Raw genomic sequence first — 18,723 nt, 5'->3', positions numbered from 1 at the left:
ACCCCCCACATGTTGTGTCGGTCCCGGAGTTACAGTTCGAGTGCGTACGTCCGCAGAGCGTGCTCGGGGAGGGGGTTCCAGTCCCGCTCGGGCGTGCGGACGAAGCCCATCCGCTCGTAGATCCGGTGCGCGGAGACCATCTTGGCGTCCGTGGAGAGGACGAGCCGCGCGCAGCCGTCCAGGGCCCGCGCCCGGTCCAGGCAGGCGCGCACGAGGGCCTCTCCGACGCCCCTGCCGCGGGCCGCCGGGGCGACCACCAGCATCCGGAACTCGGCCTCGCCGGGGACGGCGATGTCGGCCCACGGGGTGCCGCCGGCGGCGAAGGTCACCCCGCCGATGACGGTGTCGTCGGCGTCGGCGGCGACGAGCACCTCGCTCTCGCGGGCCCGCCGGGCCGTGTCGCGCAGCACGTCCAGGTAGAAGTCGTCCTCGCCGTGCAGCAGCAGGCCGTCGTTCAGATAGGTGAGCCCGGTGAGGTCACCGAGCCGCTCGTACTCCTCGGGCCGTACCGCCCTGATCGTGAAGTCCATGCCCGCCAGTCTGCCGCCCGGCGCGCGGAAGGGGCCCGGGAGGTCCCGGGCCCCTTCCGCGCGCGTGGCCGTGGCTCAGTGGGTCGGGGTGCCGACCTTCGGGAGCTCGGTGCGGACGCCGGCGTCGCCCGCGTCCGCCGTGTAGTCCTCCGGGGAGGTCTCGTCGACGCCCTCGGGGGCCTTGACGGCCTTGAGGACGAAGGTCAGGACGACCGTGACGACGACGTTCAGGACGAAGGCGGTGAGGCCGATGTAGCCGATCTCGCCGATGCCCGGGATCTCGGCGGCGGAGCCGCCGAAGTGCTTCTGGGTCGGGCTGGCGACACCGTAGGCGGCGGCCGTGCCGTAGATCATGCCGACGGCCCAGCCGGCGAGCAGCGCCCAGCGGTGGAACCAGCGGGTGAAGAGACCGCCGACGAGCGCCGGGAAGGTCTGGAGGATCCAGATGCCGCCGAGCAGCTGGAAGTTGATCGCGACCGTCTTGTCCATGGTGAGGACGAAGACGAGCGCGCCGACCTTCACCAGGAGCGAGACCAGCTTGGAGACCTTGGTCTCCTGCGCCGGGGTGGCGTCGGGCTTGAGGAAGTCCTTGTAGATGTTGCGGGTGAAGAGGTTGGCCGCGGCGATCGACATGATCGCGGCCGGGACGAGCGCGCCGATGCCGATGGCGGCGAAGGCGACGCCCGCGAACCAGTCCGGGAACATGGTCTCGAAGAGCTGCGGGATGGCGAGCTGGCCGTTCGTGACCTTGATGCCGGCGGCGATCGCCATGAAGCCGAGCAGCGCGAGCAGGCCCAGCATCAGCGAGTACAGCGGCAGGATCGTGGTGTTGCGGCGGATGACCTCACGGCTCCGGGACGACAGGGTCGCCGTGATGGAGTGCGGGTACATGAAGAGCGCGAGCGCCGAGCCGAGCGCGAGCGTCGCGTACGTCCACTGTCCGGCCTCGCCGGGGGCGAGCGTGCCGCGCGGCTTCCCGGTCGCCGGGTTGGTCTGCGCGTACGCCTCGCCGGCCTTCGCGAAGATCTCGTCGAAGCCGCCCAGCTTGATCGGGATGTAGATGATCGCCACCGCGATGACGAGGTAGATCAGGGTGTCCTTGACGAAGGCGATGAGCGCGGGGGCGCGTAGGCCCGAGGAGTACGTGTACGCCGCGAGGACGCCGAAGGCGATCAGCAGCGGCAGGTCCTTGACGAACCAGTGGGTGTTCTCGCCGCCGCCGACGCCCATCACGTCCAGGACGGCCTGGATGCCGACGAGCTGGAGCGCGATGTACGGCATGGTGGCGAGGATGCCGGTGACCGCCACCGCCAGCGACAGGCCCTTGGAGCCGAAGCGGCCGCGCACGAAGTCCGAGGTGGTGACGTATCCGTGCTTGTGCGAGACCGACCAGAGGCGCGGCAGGAAGGTGAAGATCAGCGGGTACACCAGGATCGTGTACGGCACGGCGAAGAAGCCGGCCGCGCCCGCCGCGTAGATCGCCGCGGGCACGGCGACGAAGGTGTACGCCGTGTAGAGGTCGCCGCCGAGCAGGAACCAGGTCACCCAGGTGCCGAACGACCGGCCGCCCAGGCCCCATTCGTCGAGGCTCTGCTCGTTGTCGGCCCTGCGCCAGCGCGCGGCCAGGAAGCCCATGACCGTGACGGCCACGAAGAAGAAGACGAAGACGCCGAGCGCCACGCCGTTCACGCCGTCCTTCATCGCGCGTCACCTCCCTTGCGGGCACGCTGGTCCAGCTGCCACAGCTTGTACGCGATCATGGTGAGGGCCGTGGAGATGAGCACCCAGAGCATCTGGTACCAGTAGAAGAACGGGATTCCGGCGAAAAGCGGTTCGGTCTTCGCATAGGAGCTCACCCAGAGCATCGCCACGAACGGGGCGATCAGGCAGAGTGCGATCACCACCCGCAGGGGAGTGATGGTCGGTTGTTTCCCTTGTGTCGCATCTGGCGTTTCTGACATGGCGATTCCCGTCCCCTCGCTGATCACCTCGGTAATGCTGGGGAAATCTAGGGGACGGTACCCCTCCAGGGAACCCCTGTCCGCATAACGGATGCGACTTTGTCAGAGCCATCCCGATAACGGACGGGAATTCTCAGAGCCAGCCCTCTTTCGCCGCCCGTACGCCCGCCTCGAACCGGCTGCGCGCACCCAGTCGGTTCATCAGTTCGGAGCTCATCCGGCGGACGGTCCGCAGCGAGACCCCCAGCCGGCGGGCCGCGATGTCGTCGGTGCAGCCGATGCCGAGGAGCATCAGCAACTCCCGCTCCTGCGGCGAGAGGTCGTGCGCGTCGCGGCGCGGGGCCTCGCCGAAGGGGGTGCCCGCGTCCCACAGCCGGTCGAAGAGCACCACGAGCGCGTGGACCAGGCCGGGGCTGCGGACCTCCAGCGCCCCGGCGCGCCCGTCCGCCGGGTCGACGGGGACGAGCGCGGCCTCCCGGTCGACGATCACCATGAGCATCGGGACGACGGGCACGGTCCGCGCGTCGCCGCCGAGGTCGCAGTACCAGCGGACGTACTCGACGGTCGGCGGGTCGTTCCGGAAGCTCTCCTGGTAGATCGAGCGGATCTTCACCCCGCGCTCCAGGGCGAGCTGGTCGAGCGGCTGGCTCGCGTCCATCGTGTCGGGGAGCTGGGCGCCGCCGGGCAGCAGCGAGAGGCACTCGGTGCGGGCGTTCGCCGCCAGGTCCTCCAGGCGCTCGCGGACCTGGTCGAGACCCGTGATCCGGTCCACGAGGTCGTGCCGGACGCCCGGTTCGGGGCAGTCCGCGTACGAGGCGAGGATCCCGGCCACCGCGCGCCCGGCCTGCTCGACCTGGCGCTTGCGCTTGCTCAGTTCGGCCTCGGCGCGGGAGAGCAGGAACGAGAATCCGACGTCCGGGTTGAAGGGTTCGACCTCGCCCGAGGAGTCGTCCATGAGGACGAGCTTGAGGTCCGCGAGGCAGGCGAGCGCCTCGCGGACCTCCGGCTCGGGGCGGCCCAGATGGGCCGCCATCTCCGCCACGTCGTACTCCGGCCGCTCCAGGAGCAGGCGGTAGACGGCCTCCGTCGACTCCTTTATGCCGAGCGCCTCCAGCATCAGGTATCTCCCCCTCGTCACCTTCCGTGGCGCGACCGGTCGGACTCGTGATCGCGGTCGTCGATGCTAGAGGGGAGGGGCGGTCTAGGTCTAGACCAATTATGACGAACTCCTGGGTGCGCCCCCGTCCACGCGCCCGCCACCGCGCCCGCCGCGAACCCGGTCACAAGGAGCGCCAGTTCCACCTGCGGTCCGATCCCCACCGCGAGCACCGCCAGCGCGCCCGCGCCCGCCGCCACCCGCCCCGCCCGTCCCGGCCCGCCCGCCGCCGAGGCCGCCGACCCCTCCAGCGCCACGCAGAACGCGAACGCGCCCACCACCAGCGGCACCCAGCCCGTCACCGCCCCGGTCCCCGCCGGGCCCCACTGCCACACCACCACCAGCGACCCCACCGAGGCGGCCGCCGCGAGCAGCCCGCCCAGCACCGCCCGCGCCGCCGGGCCGCGCCGCAGCCGCCGGGCGAGCACCGCGAAGGCCGCGAGGGCCGCCCCGGGGACCGCGTACGGCAGCAGCCCGTACACCCCGTCCACCAGATCGCGGTCCACCACACCCGAACCGCCCACCAGGGCGCCCGTGTCCGCGAGCGCCGACCGCAGCGCCGTCACCGTCGCCGCGCCCCCCGCCGTCATCGGCTCCTCCACCGGAACCACCACGACCAGTGCCGTCCCCGGACGCCGCCAGCCGGGAGGCGCCGCCGCCAGCCGCACCCCCGGCACCCGCGCCGCCCGCGCGGCCACCTCCGCCGCGTCCGCGCCCCCGGGCACCAGCACCTCCAGCGGGTTCAGCACCCCCGACGGCACCCCGGCCGCCGCGAGCCGGTCGAGACCGTCCCGCGCCGGACCGCTCGCCACCAGGGCCCGCGCCTCCGGGTTGCCCACCCGCAGCTGCGCCGCCGCACCGGCGAGGAGGACCAGAAGGACCAGCCCGAGCACGGACAGGGCGCCGTGCGGGGCCCGGGCCCCGCGCACGGGAGCCGGCCGCGCCACCGACCGCAGCACCGGCGTCAGCGTCAGCGCCGCCGCCGCGCCCACCGCGCCCACCGCGAGACCCGCAACCCCCACCGACCGGAGGAACGCGGCCGGGAAGAGCGCCAGCACCGCGCAGGCCGCCGCACCCGCCGCACCGCCCGTCACCGCGGACCGGGCGGCGGCCGGACCCGCCGGCCGCGCCCAGCGGTGCACCGACACCACCAGCGCCAGCACCGGCACCAGGTACACCACGACGAAGCCGATCTCGGTGAACCCCGCCACCGCCTCCACCAGGAGCAGCGCCCCCACCGAGGTCACGGCCGCGAGCAGCAGCGGCGCCAGCACCCCGGACGGCGAGCGGAAGGCCAGGACCAGCACCAGCAGCAGCCCCAGCGCGCAGGCCGCCTTCGCCGCCAGTGCCACCGGGCCCGGCCCCGCGAGCGCGCTGTCGTGCTGGAGCGGCAGCACCCCCGTCACCTCGGCCCGGACCCCGGGCAGCCGTGCCCGCAGCTCCGCGCGCAGCGCCACCGCGGCGTCCTCGACCGCCGCCAGACCCGCCAGGTCCGGCCGCCCCGCCGCCGGGTACACCAGGGCGTACGCGGTGCGGCCGTCCGCGCCGAGGAAGCCCTCGTCGCCCGTCGCCGCGTACGAGACCGTCCGCGCGCCCGGACCCGCCGCCCGGTCCAGGACCTCCGCGAGCCGGGTGTCCCCGGCCCGCGCGTCCGTCCCCGCCGGCCAGGTCACGACCGCCACCAGCGGCGCGACCGCCGCCCCGTTCCCGTACCGCTCCTGGACCGCGCGGTTCGCCGCGAACCCCGGCCCGCCCGAGGCGGTGAACGACTGGTCCAGGCGCCCCAGGCCGAGCAGCGCCGCCGCCCCGCCGAGCACCAGCACCAGCAGCCACACCGCCCCGACCGCCGCCCGGTGCCGCACCGCCGCCCCGGCCACCCGCTCAGTCCACATCGTCGAGCCGCTTCCTGAGCTCGTCGTCCAGCCGCAGCCCCACCGCGCCCAGCGCCTCGTCCAGCTGCCCCGGCGCACTGGCCCCGATGACCGGCAGCACCGGCACGGCGCCGCCCAGCGCCCAGGCCAGCACCACCTGGTTCGCGGTCACCCCCAGCTCCGCCGCCACCTCGGCGAGCACCTTCAGGCGCCGCTCCGAACCCGGGTGCCGGTACTGCTCCGGCACCTCCTTGCCCGGGTCGGTGTACGCCCCCGTCAGCTGCGTCGTGTACGCGGTGAACGTCAGCTCCGGCCGCGTCGCCAGATAGTCGAGCAGCTCCTCCGAGGCGTGCGGGTTCACCCCGAACTCCGCCCCGGGACGCGGCCGGAGATACGTGTACCGCTGCTGCACCGCCGCGTAGTCCGGCACGCCGGCGGCGGCCGCCGCGCCCCGCGACTCCTCGATCCGCCAGGCCGCGAAGTTCGAGCAGCCCGCCCGGCCGATCTTCCCCACGTCCACCAGCTCGCCGAAGGCGCCCATCGTCTCCGCGACCGGCGTCCTCCGGTCGTCGATGTGCGCGTAGTACACGTCGATCCGGTCCGTGCCCAGATTCCGCAGGCTCTCCTCCACCTGACGGCGGATCACCGGAGCCGACAGGCCCTCCGCGCACTCCGGCCACGCCGACCCCGGCGGGTCCGGCAGCGCGCCGACCTTCGTCGCCAGCACCATCTCGTCCCGCACGCCCCGGCTGCGCAGCCACCGCCCGATGAGCAGCTCGCTCTCCGCGCCGGTCGCCCCCGGCTCCCAGAAGGCGTACGTGTTCGCGGTGTCGATGAAGGTGCCGCCGGCCTCGTGGAACCGGTCCAGGACCGCGAAGGCCGCGGCCTCGTCGATCCGGGTGCCGAAGGGCAGGGTGCCCAGGCACAGCGTGGACACCCGCGGACCCTCGGGTCCGCCCAGGTTCGTGTACTCCATGATGTCGTTCCTCTCTCTCATACGGTGACGGTCAGCTCCTGGACCAGGTGGTCCGAGAGTCCCTCCGCGGCGCGGAAGCGGTACGAGCCCACCCGCGCGCCGCCGCCGGTGAACGCCCAGTCGATCCGCCACAGCCGCAGCCGGGCGCGGGCGTTCCAGCTGGCCGGCAGGACCGCGCGGCAGGCGCCGATCGCGTCGCGCAGCGACCGGGGCATCCGCCGGATGTCCCCGATGGCGGCGCTGGTGTTGAAGTCCCCGGTCACCAGGACCGGATGCGGGTTGCCCCGCAGGTCGGCGACGAGCGCCGCGTACTCCCGGTCACGCGCCGCCGCCCGGCGCCGCATGTCCCGGAGGAAGGCCGGCCGCAGCGGGTTCATGACCGTGAGCTGCACCGGGATGTGCACGTTGTACGTCGACAGCACGCGCCCCCCGGCCCGCAGGTCCACCCGCAGCGAGCAGGCGCCGACCGGCACGGGCGGCCCGGCGGGCGGGAACCGGGACAGCGTCACAGAGTGGTTGCCGACCGCCAGGTGGTGGCGGGGGAACGCGGCCCGCAGCCGCTCCTCGTCGTCGATGTCCCAGACCTCGCCGCCCTCGAAGCCGTTCAGGTACTCCTGGAGGACGTACACGTCGGCGTCGAGCGCGCGCAGGAAGGCGTAGAAGCGGTCCGGGTCGCCGCCCTGGTTCCAGTGCTGGGTGTTCCAGGACACCAGCCGCAGACCGACCTCCCCGGAGCCCCGCGCGAGGAGCCCCCGCAGGTTGATCCCGTTCTGCGGCCACGCCACCAGGAGGCAGCCGGCGGCGAGCGCCGCCGCGAGGCCGTCGCCGGTGACCGAGGCGGCGCCGAGCAGGACCAGCGGGACGAGGGCGAGCGCGACCGGCGGCAGCAGCGAGACCGCGAGCCACGGCCACCAGCGGCCGTTGAGCACCAGGTGCAGGGCCAGGAACACCGCCCAGACGAGGGCGCAGGACAGGACCATCGCCGTCATCCGCTCCCCGGCAGCGACACCCACAGGTCCTGCACGGCGTGGTCGGACAGCTTCTCCGGCGCCCCGAACACGTACCGCTCGGCCCGCGCCCCGTTCCCGGTGAACGCCCAGTCGGTCCGCCAGAAGGGCTTCCAGCCGCCCTCCTCCCAGCTCGTCGGATACGGGTCGGTGCTCACCTCCGCCGCGTCGTCGAGGCGCTCCCGCAGCGGGTCGAGGTCCGACATCGCGGCCGTCGCGTTGAAGTCGCCGGCCACCACCACCGGGTTGCGGTTGGCGGCCAGGTCGGCCTCCAGGCCCTCGTACTGAGCCCGGCGCGGGGCGAACCGCTCCCGCATGTGGCGGTAGAAGGCGGCGGAGAGGAGACCGTCCGGCATGCTGTTCCACACCGGCATGTGCACGTTGTAGAAGGACACCGCCCGCCCCCCGACCAGCACGTCGGTCCGCAGCACCTTGTTCTCGCGGTACTCCGTCGCCCAGTCGGCGCCCGGCGGCACCGCGCGGGCCGGGCCCACCGCGGGCTGCCGCAGGATCGGGAAGCGGGAGAGCGTCACCAGCTCGCCGCGCACCGCCACCTGGTAGCCGGGGAACTCCCGGCGCAGCCGCGCCAGGTCGTCGACCGGCAGCTTGCCCTTCCGGTCGGCGGTGACGTGCTGGTACTCGTGCAGCAGGTACACGTCCGCGTCCTTCGCCCGCAGGAAGGCGTAGAAGTGGTCCTGGGTGCCGAGGAGCTGGTTCCACGAGTTGGTGTTCCAGGCGAAGACCCGCACCGCGTCCGGGCCCGGCCTCGGCTCCGCCCGCCACAGCGCCGCCGGGTCGAAGCCGGACTGCCCGAAGCCCAGGACCAGCGCGAGCCCGGCGGCCGCGAGGCTCCGCCACCGGGCCGCGCCCCGGGCGAGCGGCGCGAGGGCCGCGAGCCCGAGCGGCACCAGGGCGAAGACGGCCGGCGGCACGATGCCGACCAGGTGTCCCAGCCAGATCCGGCCGTCCGCCGCCCACTCGACCAGGAGCAGGACGAGCCAGGCCAGGGCGGCGGCGGGCACCAGCCGGTCGCGGCGGCGACGGGGCGGGGCGGGGGTCCCGGTGGCGCGCTCCGGCGGCGCGAGCGTGTCAGCCACGGTCGGCGCCCGCGGTCGCCCGCGCGAGGTCCGGACGCGGCTGCGGGTCGTACAGGTGCCGGAACCGCTTCGAGCCGAGCCACTGGACGCCCGCGACCCCGATCGCCGCGAACACCGTCAGGTTCACCAGGAAGTTGACCGCCACGAAGTACCCCAGGAACAGCCGTCCCCGGTGCCGCCGCACCTCCCGGTACATGTCCAGGTCGCCCCAGACGGCCAGCAGGAACAGGGCGAGCGGCAGCAGCGCCCATCCGGCCCCCCACAGGACCGGCGCGGCCAGCGCGGCGACCGTCAGGGGCGCGGCCAGGCTGGCGCCGGCGCGCGGTCCGGTGACGAAGCCGCCCTGGAGGTGCCGCCGGCCGAGGATGAGCGGGACCGCGAGCCGGGCCCGGGCGAAGACCTTGCCGAGGACGATCCGCACGGTGTCGTCGTGGTCGTGGCGGCCCCGCACCTCCAGGGAGCTGAGCACCGTGTACCGCTCGGAGATCCGGCGCCCGTAGTCCTGGTCCTCGGTGTGCCGCAGGATCGGGTTGAACGGCCCCACCTCGTCGAAGACCCGCCGGGGCATCGCCATGATCGCGGTGTGGACGGTCGTGATCGGGCCCTCCGACTTCAGCAGCAGGTAGTACTGCTGGAGCGAGCGGTACTCCTCGACGAGGCTGTCGCGGATGAGCGGCTCGGGCTCGTAGGTGCCGCAGATCGCGCCGTACCCCTGTCCGGAGGCGAGGAGTTCGACGGACCGGGCGACCGCGTCGGGGTGCATGGCGACGTCGGAGTCCAGGAAGACCAGGATCTCGCCGGAGGAGAGCTCGGCGCCCAGGTTGCGGGCGACCGCGACCCCGCTGTTGACGCCGGTGGAGACGACCCGCGCGCCGGCCGCCGCGGCGATCGCCGCGGAGTCGTCGGTGGAGCAGTCGTCGACGACGACGACTTCGACGTGCGGGTACGTCTGGGCGAGGGCGGCCTCGACGCACAGGCCGATCGAGCGGCCGTAGTTGTAGTTGGGGACGATGACGGAGACCAGGGGGAGGGACATGATCGGGGTGCTCCTAGAAGAGGACCTTGGCGAGGGAGAGGGCTCCCTGCCGCCACGGTTCGACGCTGGTGACGCCCTCGCTCTTCTTCGCGGGGCGGGCGCCGGCGGTGCGCTGCTGCTCGCGCCACCAGGCGTAGGTGCGCAGGATCGCGTCCTGGTTGGAGTGCTTCGGCCGGAAGCCGAGGACGTCCCTCGCCTTGTCGGTGGAGACGAAACTGTCGTCGAGGAGCTTGTGCAGCAGGCGCCCGTAGACGGGAGAGAGTCCGGAGCGCTGGAGCAGGCTGAGCGCGGCGAGCGCGGGCCGCGCGGGCAGCGAGCGGACCCGCTTGCCGTGCCCGGCGGCGTCCAGGACGGCCTGGAAGTCCTCGCGTAGCGTGCCGAACTCGGTGGCGCCGAGGTTGAAGGTGTCGTCGGCCCGCTCGGCGGGCGCCTCCATGGCGGTGACGACGGCGTCGACCAGGTCGGCCACGTCGAACATCTGGATGCGGACGTCGCCGCGCCCGAGGACCGGGAAGTTCCGGCCCTCCTCGGCCCACTCGAAGAGCATCGCGAAGAGCCCCATCCGGCCCGGCCCGAGGAAGGTCTTCGGCCGCAGGATCGGAAGGCACATCCCCCGGCCCCGGAAGCGCTCGGCGACCTCCTCGGCCTCCGCCTTGGCCGCGCTGTACGTGTCGACGGGCTCGCGGGGGTACTCCTCCGGCGTCGGCACCACCTTCGGGAGTCCGTAGACGGCGGTCGAGGAGATGTGCACGACCCGGGGCACGGCATTCGCCTCGGCGGCCGTCAGGACCGCCTCCGTGCCGCCGACGATCACCGAGCGGATGGTGTCGGCCGGGTAGCTGGGCAGGGCGGCGGCGCAGTGCACCACCGCGTCGGCGTCCGCCGTGACCCGCTTCATCGTGACGGCGTCCCGGACGTCCGAGACCGTGTGCGTGAGGTGCGGGTGCTCCGTGCGCGGGGCCCGCAGGTCCACGCAGTGCACCTGCCGGCCCTCGTCGAGCAGCCGCTCGATCAGGGTCGATCCGAGCATTCCGGCACCGCCGGTGACCACGATGCGCTCTACCACAGCGACGACACCTTCTCCTTGACGAAACGGGTGAGCAGACGGGGCAGACCCTGGGCCAGGGTCTTGTCGAGGCAGTCCAGGAAGAACTCGACCTCGTGCGGCTCGGCGACCAGCGAGGGCGCGACCATCAGCGGGTTGTCGCCGTTGAGCGTGTAGTACGTGTAGATGCCGTGGTCCCGGTAGAGGGCGTTGACCACCGACGAGGTGATGAGCTTGGTGCGGAAGCGCGGGTCCTTCGTCATCGCGCCCGGCACCAGCTTCGTCACCAGCTCCAGGATCTTCGGGCCCTTGTGCAGGAAGACGCCGTGCAGCGCGCCGTGGCCGCGGACCTCCGCCACCACGTCCGGGTACTCCTTCGCGATCCGCTCCAGACCGGGGGCGAGGATCCGCTCGATGTCCCGGGCGCGGGCCGGATAGTCGTCCTCGACGGCCACGTTGACCGCCTCGATCGCGGTGACCGCCTCCTCGCCGAAGCCGTAGTACGTGGTGGACGTCGACTGGAGGAGGGCGTCCGTGAGGTTGTCGTAGGCCTTGCGGAAGACCGGCTCGCGGGCGACGAAGGCGGAGATGGAGGACTTCCCGCCGCCGAAGGACTTCGAGGTGGTGAGGATGTCGGGGACCAGGCCCTCGTACCGCATGAAGTGGAAGAGGGTGCCGGTCTTGCCCCAGCCGGTGTAGATCTCGTCGAAGAGCAGCACGATGTCCTCGGCCGTGCACAGCTCCCGCAGCCCGCGCAGGAACTCCTCCGAGCACTCGTTCATCGTCGACGCCGACAGCGGCTCGATGAGGATCGCGTACACGTCGGACTCGCCCTTGTCGGTGCGCAGTCCGGCCACCAGCTTCCGGACCGAGTCCAGGTCCCCGTAGCGGAAGATCTCCACGCCGGGGATGCCGGGGAACTGGAACCCGGACTGGTTCTGGCCGGTCAGGCTGCCCGAGCCGAGCAGCTTGCCGTGGAAGGAGATGTCCGACCGCAGCACCCGGGAGCGCCGGCCGCCGTGGTACTTGTACGCCAGCTTGACCGCGCCCTCGACCGCCTCCGCGCCGGAGTTGGGGAAGAACGACATGTTCAGGTCGCCGGGCAGCAGCTCCGCCAGGTTGTGGCCGAGGGCCGCGACGTACGGCGAGAAGTAGGTCTTGTGGACCTCCATGCTCCTGCGCTCCTGGAAGCGCTGCCGGGCGGCGAGGATCCGGGGGTGGTTGTGGCCGTGGTTGAGGACGCCGACGCCGCCGGTGAAGTCGAGGACGCGGCGGCCGTCGCGCTGGGTGATCCAGACGCCCTCGGCGCTCTCCACGAGCTCCTGGCCGAAGCCGAAGGAGGTCATCAGGGAGACCTGGCTCTTGTTGACGTGGTCCTTGTACAGGCCGTGGACCTGCTTGGTCGTCAGCGACTCGCAGTCGTCGACGCTGTAGAGGGAGGTCATGCGCGTTCCTTCGGGTCGGTGGGGGAGCGGCGGGGAAGGGTCAGCAGGAGGGCGGCGCCGCCGACGAGGACCTCGCTGAGGGTGCAGACCACCCGGCTGGCGACGGTCACGGCGGTGGCCTCCTGCCAGGGCAGGACGGCGGTCAGGGCGAGCAGCAGCAGGGCCTCCCGGGCGCCCCAGCCGTCCGGCAGGACCACCACGAGGCTGGCGGCGGCCGTGGCGAGGGCGAAGCCGCCGACGCAGACCGGCAGGGCGGTCAGCGGCGGGGCGCCCAGCATCACGGCGAGCGCCCACAGGTGGAGTCCGCCGACCGCCCAGGAGCCGGTCGCGGAGGCGAGGGCCCGGCGCATGCCCCGGTCGCTCGCCCGGGTGGCCGGCGCGGTCCTGCGGGCCAGCCGCGCGGCGGACGCGGCGAGGCGGTGGAGCAGTTCCGGCCGGACGGCGAAGGCGAGGGTGACGGCCCCCGGCAGCACCAGCCACCAGGCTGCGGCGCCGATGGTCCAGGGCGCGGCGACCGGGCCGACGGCGAGGCCGGTGAGGACGGCCACGATCAGGTTGAGCAGGAAGACGGCGAGCACGACCGGCGCGGGCACTCCGGCCGCTCCGCCCATCCGCAGCTGGGCGAGGACGCCCCAGACGGCGCCCGGCACGTACTTGCCGAGGTAGGAGGTGAAGTAGATCCGGGTCGCGGTCCGGCCGGGCACCCGCGGCCCCAGGTCGGACAGGAGGGTCCGCCAGGTGGCCATGGAGAGCAGCACGGCCCCGGCGTTGGCGGCGAGCGCCGCGAGCAGGTACGGGACCGAGTCGGGCCGCAGCACGAGCGCGGCGAGCTCGCCGGCCCGGTCGTACAGGGCGAATCCGATGCCCGTGACGACGGCGACGGGGAAGAGGACGGACAGGGCGCGGCGGAGCCGGCCGCGCGGGGCGGGTGCCTCGGCGGGAGCCGGGGGCGCGGCGGCGGTGAGCGTCATGGAGCTCATGCCCCCAGGCGGCCGAGCAGCCAGGCGCCGGCGAGCAGCGCCGCCCAGAGCAGGGCGTTGGAGACGGTCATCCGGTCGCTGAACAGGGCCCGGGACGGGTTCCCGCCGCCCGCGTCGACGACGATCAGCTGGAGGTAGCGGGCGAGCCCGAAGAGCGCGAACGGCGCGCTGAGGACCGCGACGAGCGGGCCGTGCACCCCGAAGACCGGGCTGCCCTGGACCTGGAGGACGTAGCTGACCGCCGTGAGGACCGCCATGAAGGCGAGCAGCTGGTCGAGGAAGCCGAGGGTGTAGCCGCGCAGCGCGGGCCGGTGCAGCACCCCGCCGACCGCCATCTCGTGGCGCCGCTTGCCCAGGATGAGCAGCAGGCACAGCGAGAAGACGCAGAGCGCGAGCCAGCTCGGCACCGGGTTCCCGGTGGCCAGGCAGCCCTGGGCGAGACGCAGCACGAAGCCGAGGGCCACGATGAAGACGTCGAGCAGCGGGACGTGCTTGAGCCCCTTGCTGTACGCGGCGTTGAGCGCGACGTAGGCGGCGACCGGCCACCAGTCCGCGGGCGCGGCGGTGCCGGTGAGCGCGGTGAGGCCGACGGTCGTGACGAGGAGGGCGGCGAGCACGGCGGCGAAGGACACGGCGGTCCCGACGCCGATCCGGCCGGCGGCGATCGGACGGTGCCGCTTCTCCGGGTGGCGGCGGTCGCGGTCCCGGTCGCCGATGTCGTTCACCAGGTAGATCAGCGCGGACGCGAGGGTGAAGACGGCGACGGCGGCGACGGCGCCGCCGAGCGCGCCGCCGTCGAGACGGGGGGCACCGAGCAGGCCGAGGGGGACGACGACCAGGTTCTTCGTCCACTGTCCCGGGCGGACGAGGGCGGTGAGGTCGGCGAGGCGACTGGGCGGACGGGAGGCCGGCGGACGGGCCGTCGGCGCCTCTCGGCCGGTGAGCGTGGGCGTGGCCATGGACGTACTCCTGTGGGGAGGGTCGTACGGGCGGTCATACGGAGGTGGTGGGGGCGGCGGCGGTGTCGGCGGCCCGGCGGCGCACGCTCGGGCCGAAGTCGGGCTCGGTGAGCCAGCGGACGGTGCCCCGGGCGGCGCCGAGGACGATCGCCTGGTGCAGCACGAAGTGCACGGCGGTGAAGTAGAGGAGGAAGCCCGGACCCCGGGTGCGCAGCGCGAAGGCGCTCAGGCCCGGATCGGCGCAGGCGAAGAGCAGCGCGCACAGGGCGGGGACGAGCAGCAGCCAGGGGGAGAGCAGGCCGAGGAGCAGGGTGGGCAGGGTCAGCGCGGCGGCGAGGACGCCGAGCGGCCGGTTGGCGGTGAGGCCGCCCTCCCGCATCTGCCCGAGCGCCGCGATCAGCAGCTGGGAGCGCCGGTACTGCTCCGAGAGCATCGCCCCGAGCCGGTCCACGTCGTCGTGGCGGCCGCGGATGGCCTCGGTCATCAGGATCCGGTGGGAGCGGACGAGCCGGCCGCTGTACTCGACGTCCTCCGAGTCCCGGAGGTTCTCGTCGAAGGGGCCGGTCGCCTCGAAGACCTCCTTGCGGATCGCGCCGAGGGCGAAGAAGGCGGTGCGGACCTCGCCGGCGGCGCGGCGGCGCCAGAAGTGGGCGTGCAGGGCGTGGTAGCGCTCCACGGGTCCGTCGTCGAAGAGCGGTTCGGGGTCGAGGACGCCGTGCGCACAGCCGAGGCCCGGGTCGTCCCGGAGCAGGTCGGCGGCGTGGGCGAGGGCCTCGGGGTGGAGGGCGGTGTCGGAGTCGAGGAAGAAGAGGACCTCGCCCCGGGCGGCGGCGGCGCCCAGGTTCCGGGCGGCGGACACCCCCCGGTTGTGGGGGTTGGCGATGAGGACCACGTCGAACTCGCGGGCGATGTCCCGGGACCGGTCCGTGCTGGCGTCGTCCACGACGATGACGTCGAGCGGGGCGTGGGTCTGCGCGAAGACCGAGGCGAGGCAGGCGCGCAGGGTCTTCTCGTAGTTGTAGTTGGGGATGATGACGGACACGCTGGGACGGGCCCTGGGCATGGGGGTTCCTTGGGTTCCTGCGCGGTGGGGCTCCCCGGGCGGTGGGGGTTCAGAGGAGCCGGAAGTCCGCGATGCGGTGGCGGGAGAGCTCGGGGGAGTGGCCGAGGAGGAGCCGGCAGAGCCGCAGCGCGTGGCCGACGGCCTCGATCTCGTCGGGGCCCCGGATGTACAGGGCCAGCCGGACCGTGCGGTCGAGGACCAGTGCCCGGGCGGACTCGAAGCGGTCCTGCGGCCGGGCGACGCGGTGCAGCGTCTCGACGAGTCGTGCGGCGGACGGGGCCGGTGGGGGGTCGGCGTCCGGTGCGGGGTCGTCGTCCGGTTCCCTCATCGAGATGCCGATGAGGTAGATGGGATCAGCCCCAGGAGAAGCCGTCGTTGGAGTCGGTGGGCTGGGCGGCCGAGGTGTCGGCCGTGCCGGAGGCGGTGACGGCGGCGGGTGCGGCGGCCGGGTCGGCGGGTGCCGGCTGCGCCGCGAGGACGAGGGTCAGCGCGGCGGCGGCGGGGACGGTCAGGGCGACGGCTGCACGGAGCTGAATGCGGGCGAAGGTGGCGAAACGGGCGCTGCTGGACATGGCGGGGCTGCCTTCCGGGACGGTGCGGAGTGGGGGTCGCGGGGGTGGCCCCCCGGGGCCGCTCCCGGGCTCTGCGGGGCGGCTTCGACAGGTCCAAGACTGGCCCGCCCGGGGGGCCCTGTCACCGCAGAACGGCTGGCGCCAACCGCGTGGCCGTTAGGGGCCAGTGCGCTCCGCGGATCTCCGCGCGCCGGCGACCAGGGGGTTTCCCGGAGGCGTCACGTTGCTGCCAGGCGGAAGGTGCCGGGGGGCCGTCACGTCCCCGTACGGGCCGCCCGGGCAGGGAAGCGGCCGTTCCGTTCGGAGGGCGCGGTTCCCGGCGCCTTCCCGGTGCCTTCCCGGTGCCGGGCAGTCCTGCGGCCGACGCTCGCGGGGGCTCCGGGGTGCCCTTCCCGTACCGCCCTCGCCGCCCCCTCCGCACCGCCTCCGTCATCGGCGGTCCCGCCACCCCTCCCGTACCGCCCCCTCCCGTACCGCCCCCGAAAACGCCGGACGGCCGCACCCCCCGCCAGGGGTGCGGCCGTCCGTTCGGTGCGCTTGCTCAGCCGTTGGGGCGCTTGAGGCGCGCCACGAACTTGTACCGGTCGCCTCGGTAGACGGACCGGACCCACTCCACCGGCTCGCCCTGGGCGTCCAGGGAGTGGCGGGAGAGCATCAGCATCGGCAGGCCCACGTCCGTACCGAGCAGCCCGGCCTCGCGCGGGGTGGCGAGGGAGGTCTCGATGGTCTCCTCGGCCTCGGCGAGGTGCACGTCGTAGACCTCGGCGAGCGCCGTGTAGAGCGAGGTGTACTTCACCAGCGAGCGGCGCAGCGCGGGGAAGCGCTTCGCCGACAGGTGGGTGGTCTCGATCGCCATCGGCTCGCCGCTGGCCAGGCGGAGGCGCTCGATGCGGAGCACCCGGCCGCCGGCGGAGATGTCGAGCAGCCCGGCGAGGGTGTCGTCGGCCGTGACGTACCCGATGTCGAGGAGCTGCGAGGTGGGCTCCAGGCCCTGCGCCCGCATGTCCTCGGTGTACGAGGTGAGCTGGAGGGCCTGCGAGACCTTGGGCTTGGCCACGAAGGTGCCCTTGCCCTGGATGCGCTCCAGGCGGCCCTCGACGACCAGTTCCTGGAGGGCCTGGCGCACGGTGGTGCGGGACGTGTCGAACTCGGCGGCGAGCGTACGCTCGGGCGGGACCGGGGTGCCGGGCGGCAGGGTCTCCGTCATGTCGAGCAAGTGTCGCTTCAGTCGGTAGTACTTGGGCACGCGCGCAGTGCGGGTGGGTGTCCCGCTCTCTGTCTCCGTGCTGCCCGCGTCCGTGGCCATGGCCTGCCTTCCCGACTCCTGTGCTGCTGCCGTCACCGGCTCCTCCGTCTGTCGCGGCTCACATGGTGGCACGGACCGGTCACGGGTCGTCGCCCTCCCTCAGGTGTCGGTCCGATAACGGACGCGACTGCCCTTCTTATACACCCTTGACACCCCTAAAGGTCTAGGCCAAGCTCCGGGTACTGGTCTAAACCATTAAAGACCAGGTCCCAGCCCCACGAGCACTACCTGACGTATGTCTTCGCGCGGTGGGCAGGGGTTGCAGGCATCCCTGAGGAGGGTGGCGTGAAGCGCAAGCTCATCGCGGCGATCGGCGTCGCAGGCATGATGGTCTCCATCGCTGCGTGTGGTTCGGACAGTGACAGCGGCAAGGACGGCGGCAAGGCCACGGCCGGCGGCAACAAGAACCTGACCGTCTGGGTCATGGACGGCTCCGCGCCGGACGCCTGGATGGCCGAGGTGAACAAGGCCTTCGAGGCCAAGCACCCGGGCGTCAAGGTCAAGGTCGAGAAGCAGATCTGGAACGGCATCCAGGAGAAGGTCACCACCGCCCTCTCCGAGGACACCCCGCCGGACGTCCTGGAGCTCGGCAACACGCAGACCGCCGGCTACGCGGTCACCGGCGGCCTCGCCGACCTGTCCGGCGACAAGGCCAAGCTCGGCTACGACGCCTGGAACAAGGGCATGGTCGCGTCCAACGAGCTGGACGGCAAGCTCTACTCCGCCCCGTGGTACGCCGCCAACCGCGTCGTCGTCTACGACAAGGCCGCCTTCAAGAAGGCCGGAGTCACCCCGCCCAAGACCCGCGCCGAGTGGATCGAGGGCCTGAAGAAGCTCAAGGCCTCCGACCCGAAGTCGCAGGCGATCTACCTGCCGGGTCAGTCCTGGTACGTCCTCGCCGGCCTCATCTGGGACGAGGGCAGCGACCTCGCGGTCAAGGACGGCGACAAGTGGAAGGGCAACCTGTCCTCCCCCGAGGCCGTCAGCGCCATGAACTTCTACAAGGAGCTGGCGTCCTACTCCACCGCTCCGAAGGACAAGGACGAGGCCACCCCGCAGCAGTCCACCGACATCGTTCCCAAGGGCGGCGTCTCGTCCTGGATCGGTCTCGGCTGGGAGGCCGGCGGCGCCATCGACGCCATCAAGAAGGCCGGCAAGACCGCCGACTTCGGCTACTTCCCGATCCCGGGCAAGACGGCCGACAAGCCGGGCTCCGTCTTCCTCGGCGGCTCCAACCTCGCCGTCGCCGAGCGGTCCCAGAACAAGGACCTCGCGAAGGAGTGGCTGGCGCTCGCCGCCGGCAAGGACTTCATGACGAAGTACGCCGCCGCCACCGAGGGCGCGCTGCTTCCGAACACCGACGCGGCGCAGTTCAAGCCGGCCGCCGGCTCCTTCGCCGAGGCCATGGCCGCTTCCTCCGCCTCCGGCAAGGTCACCCCGGTCACCCCGGGCTGGGCCAACGTCGAGACCGCCCCGAACCCGATCAAGGACTACATGACCAAGGTCCTGAAGGGTGAGGACGCCAAGAAGGCCGGCGAGGCGGCCGACAAGGTCATCAACGAGCGCATCAACCAGCAGTAATCCGTAGCCCCGGTGGTGGGGGCGGGGGGGCCCCCCCCCCCCCCCCCGCGGGGGGGCGGGCTGCAGGGTTAAGCGGCCCCCCCCCCCCCGCCCGGCCCCCGGGGGGGCGGGGGCCCCCGAACCGCCAGGCCAGACACC

The 18,723-nt window shown here is 73.1% G+C and carries 18 protein-coding genes; 1 reads left to right on the top strand and 17 read right to left on the bottom strand.

What is annotated here, in order from left to right; translation table 11 throughout:
- Window positions 1-29: 29 nt before the first annotated feature.
- The 17 genes from ACFYXU_RS02245 to ACFYXU_RS02165 all read right to left on the bottom strand — a co-directional run bounded on the left by ACFYXU_RS02245 (window position 30) and on the right by ACFYXU_RS02165 (window position 17,004).
- The gene (locus tag ACFYXU_RS02245) at window positions 30-530 is read right to left on the bottom strand and encodes a GNAT family N-acetyltransferase (protein ID WP_361402000.1); all 501 of its coding nucleotides are present in this window, start codon (window positions 528-530) and stop codon (window positions 30-32) included.
- Between the two features lie 75 nt (window positions 531-605).
- Complete coding sequence (gene mctP / locus ACFYXU_RS02240; protein WP_389408020.1) at window positions 606-2,231, bottom strand: monocarboxylate uptake permease MctP; 1,626 nt, start codon at window positions 2,229-2,231, stop codon at window positions 606-608.
- Window positions 2,228-2,491 carry a DUF3311 domain-containing protein gene (locus ACFYXU_RS02235; protein WP_361402181.1) on the bottom strand — a complete coding sequence of 88 codons (264 nt, stop codon included), beginning with the start codon at window positions 2,489-2,491 and terminating at the stop codon, window positions 2,228-2,230. The genes mctP and ACFYXU_RS02235 overlap by 4 nt, the downstream gene beginning before the upstream one ends.
- Before the next feature lie 133 nt (window positions 2,492-2,624).
- Window positions 2,625-3,608 (bottom strand): LuxR C-terminal-related transcriptional regulator, encoded by a 984-nt coding sequence (locus ACFYXU_RS02230; protein WP_329851703.1) that lies wholly within the window; start codon window positions 3,606-3,608, stop codon window positions 2,625-2,627.
- 17 nt (window positions 3,609-3,625) lie between these two features.
- A complete protein-coding gene (locus tag ACFYXU_RS02225; protein ID WP_389456250.1) occupies window positions 3,626-5,539 on the bottom strand; it encodes a hypothetical protein in 1,914 nt (637 codons plus the stop codon).
- Complete coding sequence (locus ACFYXU_RS02220; RefSeq protein ID WP_389456248.1) at window positions 5,529-6,494, bottom strand: aldo/keto reductase; 966 nt, start codon at window positions 6,492-6,494, stop codon at window positions 5,529-5,531. Before ACFYXU_RS02220 ends, ACFYXU_RS02225 begins: the two co-directional genes overlap by 11 nt.
- Before the next feature lie 17 nt (window positions 6,495-6,511).
- Window positions 6,512-7,483 carry an endonuclease/exonuclease/phosphatase family protein gene (locus ACFYXU_RS02215; protein ID WP_361402009.1) on the bottom strand — a complete coding sequence of 324 codons (972 nt, stop codon included), beginning with the start codon at window positions 7,481-7,483 and terminating at the stop codon, window positions 6,512-6,514.
- Window positions 7,480-8,598 carry an endonuclease/exonuclease/phosphatase family protein gene (locus ACFYXU_RS02210; RefSeq protein ID WP_376513909.1) on the bottom strand — a complete coding sequence of 373 codons (1,119 nt, stop codon included), beginning with the start codon at window positions 8,596-8,598 and terminating at the stop codon, window positions 7,480-7,482. The genes ACFYXU_RS02215 and ACFYXU_RS02210 overlap by 4 nt, the downstream gene beginning before the upstream one ends.
- Entirely contained in the window at window positions 8,591-9,634 is a 1,044-nt protein-coding gene (locus ACFYXU_RS02205) for a glycosyltransferase family 2 protein (RefSeq protein WP_376513907.1), read from the bottom strand. Before ACFYXU_RS02205 ends, ACFYXU_RS02210 begins: the two co-directional genes overlap by 8 nt.
- Before the next feature lie 13 nt (window positions 9,635-9,647).
- Window positions 9,648-10,700 (bottom strand): NAD-dependent epimerase/dehydratase family protein, encoded by a 1,053-nt coding sequence (locus ACFYXU_RS02200; RefSeq protein ID WP_376513905.1) that lies wholly within the window; start codon window positions 10,698-10,700, stop codon window positions 9,648-9,650.
- Window positions 10,694-12,124, bottom strand: coding sequence for an aspartate aminotransferase family protein (locus ACFYXU_RS02195; RefSeq protein ID WP_329851696.1), 1,431 nt, complete (start codon window positions 12,122-12,124; stop codon window positions 10,694-10,696). The genes ACFYXU_RS02200 and ACFYXU_RS02195 overlap by 7 nt, the downstream gene beginning before the upstream one ends.
- Window positions 12,121-13,104, bottom strand: coding sequence for a lysylphosphatidylglycerol synthase domain-containing protein (locus tag ACFYXU_RS02190; RefSeq protein WP_376513903.1), 984 nt, complete (start codon window positions 13,102-13,104; stop codon window positions 12,121-12,123). Before ACFYXU_RS02190 ends, ACFYXU_RS02195 begins: the two co-directional genes overlap by 4 nt.
- Window positions 13,101-14,063, bottom strand: coding sequence for a UbiA prenyltransferase family protein (locus ACFYXU_RS02185; RefSeq protein ID WP_376513901.1), 963 nt, complete (start codon window positions 14,061-14,063; stop codon window positions 13,101-13,103). The genes ACFYXU_RS02190 and ACFYXU_RS02185 overlap by 4 nt, the downstream gene beginning before the upstream one ends.
- Before the next feature lie 34 nt (window positions 14,064-14,097).
- Entirely contained in the window at window positions 14,098-15,126 is a 1,029-nt protein-coding gene (locus ACFYXU_RS02180) for a glycosyltransferase family A protein (protein ID WP_361402030.1), read from the bottom strand.
- Between the two features lie 49 nt (window positions 15,127-15,175).
- Window positions 15,176-15,454, bottom strand: coding sequence for a hypothetical protein (locus tag ACFYXU_RS02175; protein WP_329851692.1), 279 nt, complete (start codon window positions 15,452-15,454; stop codon window positions 15,176-15,178).
- A gap of 25 nt (window positions 15,455-15,479) precedes the next feature.
- Window positions 15,480-15,698 carry a hypothetical protein gene (locus ACFYXU_RS02170; protein ID WP_389456245.1) on the bottom strand — a complete coding sequence of 73 codons (219 nt, stop codon included), beginning with the start codon at window positions 15,696-15,698 and terminating at the stop codon, window positions 15,480-15,482.
- Between the two features lie 541 nt (window positions 15,699-16,239).
- Window positions 16,240-17,004 carry a GntR family transcriptional regulator gene (locus ACFYXU_RS02165; protein ID WP_053649500.1) on the bottom strand — a complete coding sequence of 255 codons (765 nt, stop codon included), beginning with the start codon at window positions 17,002-17,004 and terminating at the stop codon, window positions 16,240-16,242.
- A gap of 285 nt (window positions 17,005-17,289) precedes the next feature.
- On the opposite strand from ACFYXU_RS02165, the gene ACFYXU_RS02160 reads away from it, so the two are divergent.
- Window positions 17,290-18,585: an extracellular solute-binding protein gene (locus tag ACFYXU_RS02160; RefSeq protein ID WP_361402036.1), complete on the top strand. Its 1,296-nt coding sequence runs from the start codon at window positions 17,290-17,292 to the stop codon at window positions 18,583-18,585.
- Window positions 18,586-18,723 lie beyond the last annotated feature (138 nt).

The organism is Streptomyces sp. NPDC002232 (assembly GCF_042890295.1).
Taxonomy (GTDB): domain Bacteria; phylum Actinomycetota; class Actinomycetes; order Streptomycetales; family Streptomycetaceae; genus Streptomyces.
Note: the sequence above shows the minus strand (reverse complement) of the source record. Positions and strands in the feature narration are given on the sequence as shown.

Excerpts from the sequence above, each read along its gene's own strand:
- ACFYXU_RS02165 (WP_053649500.1), bottom strand. The coding sequence starts at position 17,004 with ATGGCCACGGACGCGGGCAGCACGGAGACAGAGAGCGGGACACCCACC.
- ACFYXU_RS02215 (WP_361402009.1), bottom strand. The coding sequence starts at position 7,483 with ATGACGGCGATGGTCCTGTCCTGCGCCCTCGTCTGGGCGGTGTTCCTG.
- ACFYXU_RS02195 (WP_329851696.1), bottom strand. The coding sequence starts at position 12,124 with ATGACCTCCCTCTACAGCGTCGACGACTGCGAGTCGCTGACGACCAAG.
- ACFYXU_RS02245 (WP_361402000.1), bottom strand. The coding sequence starts at position 530 with ATGGACTTCACGATCAGGGCGGTACGGCCCGAGGAGTACGAGCGGCTC.
- ACFYXU_RS02235 (WP_361402181.1), bottom strand. The coding sequence starts at position 2,491 with ATGTCAGAAACGCCAGATGCGACACAAGGGAAACAACCGACCATCACT.
- ACFYXU_RS02175 (WP_329851692.1), bottom strand. The coding sequence starts at position 15,454 with ATGAGGGAACCGGACGACGACCCCGCACCGGACGCCGACCCCCCACCG.
- ACFYXU_RS02230 (WP_329851703.1), bottom strand. The coding sequence starts at position 3,608 with ATGCTGGAGGCGCTCGGCATAAAGGAGTCGACGGAGGCCGTCTACCGC.
- ACFYXU_RS02185 (WP_376513901.1), bottom strand. The coding sequence starts at position 14,063 with ATGGCCACGCCCACGCTCACCGGCCGAGAGGCGCCGACGGCCCGTCCG.
- mctP (WP_389408020.1), bottom strand. The coding sequence starts at position 2,231 with ATGAAGGACGGCGTGAACGGCGTGGCGCTCGGCGTCTTCGTCTTCTTC.
- ACFYXU_RS02180 (WP_361402030.1), bottom strand. The coding sequence starts at position 15,126 with ATGCCCAGGGCCCGTCCCAGCGTGTCCGTCATCATCCCCAACTACAAC.
- ACFYXU_RS02220 (WP_389456248.1), bottom strand. The coding sequence starts at position 6,494 with ATGGAGTACACGAACCTGGGCGGACCCGAGGGTCCGCGGGTGTCCACG.
- ACFYXU_RS02225 (WP_389456250.1), bottom strand. The coding sequence starts at position 5,539 with ATGTGGACTGAGCGGGTGGCCGGGGCGGCGGTGCGGCACCGGGCGGCG.
- ACFYXU_RS02205 (WP_376513907.1), bottom strand. The coding sequence starts at position 9,634 with ATGTCCCTCCCCCTGGTCTCCGTCATCGTCCCCAACTACAACTACGGC.
- ACFYXU_RS02170 (WP_389456245.1), bottom strand. The coding sequence starts at position 15,698 with ATGTCCAGCAGCGCCCGTTTCGCCACCTTCGCCCGCATTCAGCTCCGT.
- ACFYXU_RS02190 (WP_376513903.1), bottom strand. The coding sequence starts at position 13,104 with ATGAGCTCCATGACGCTCACCGCCGCCGCGCCCCCGGCTCCCGCCGAG.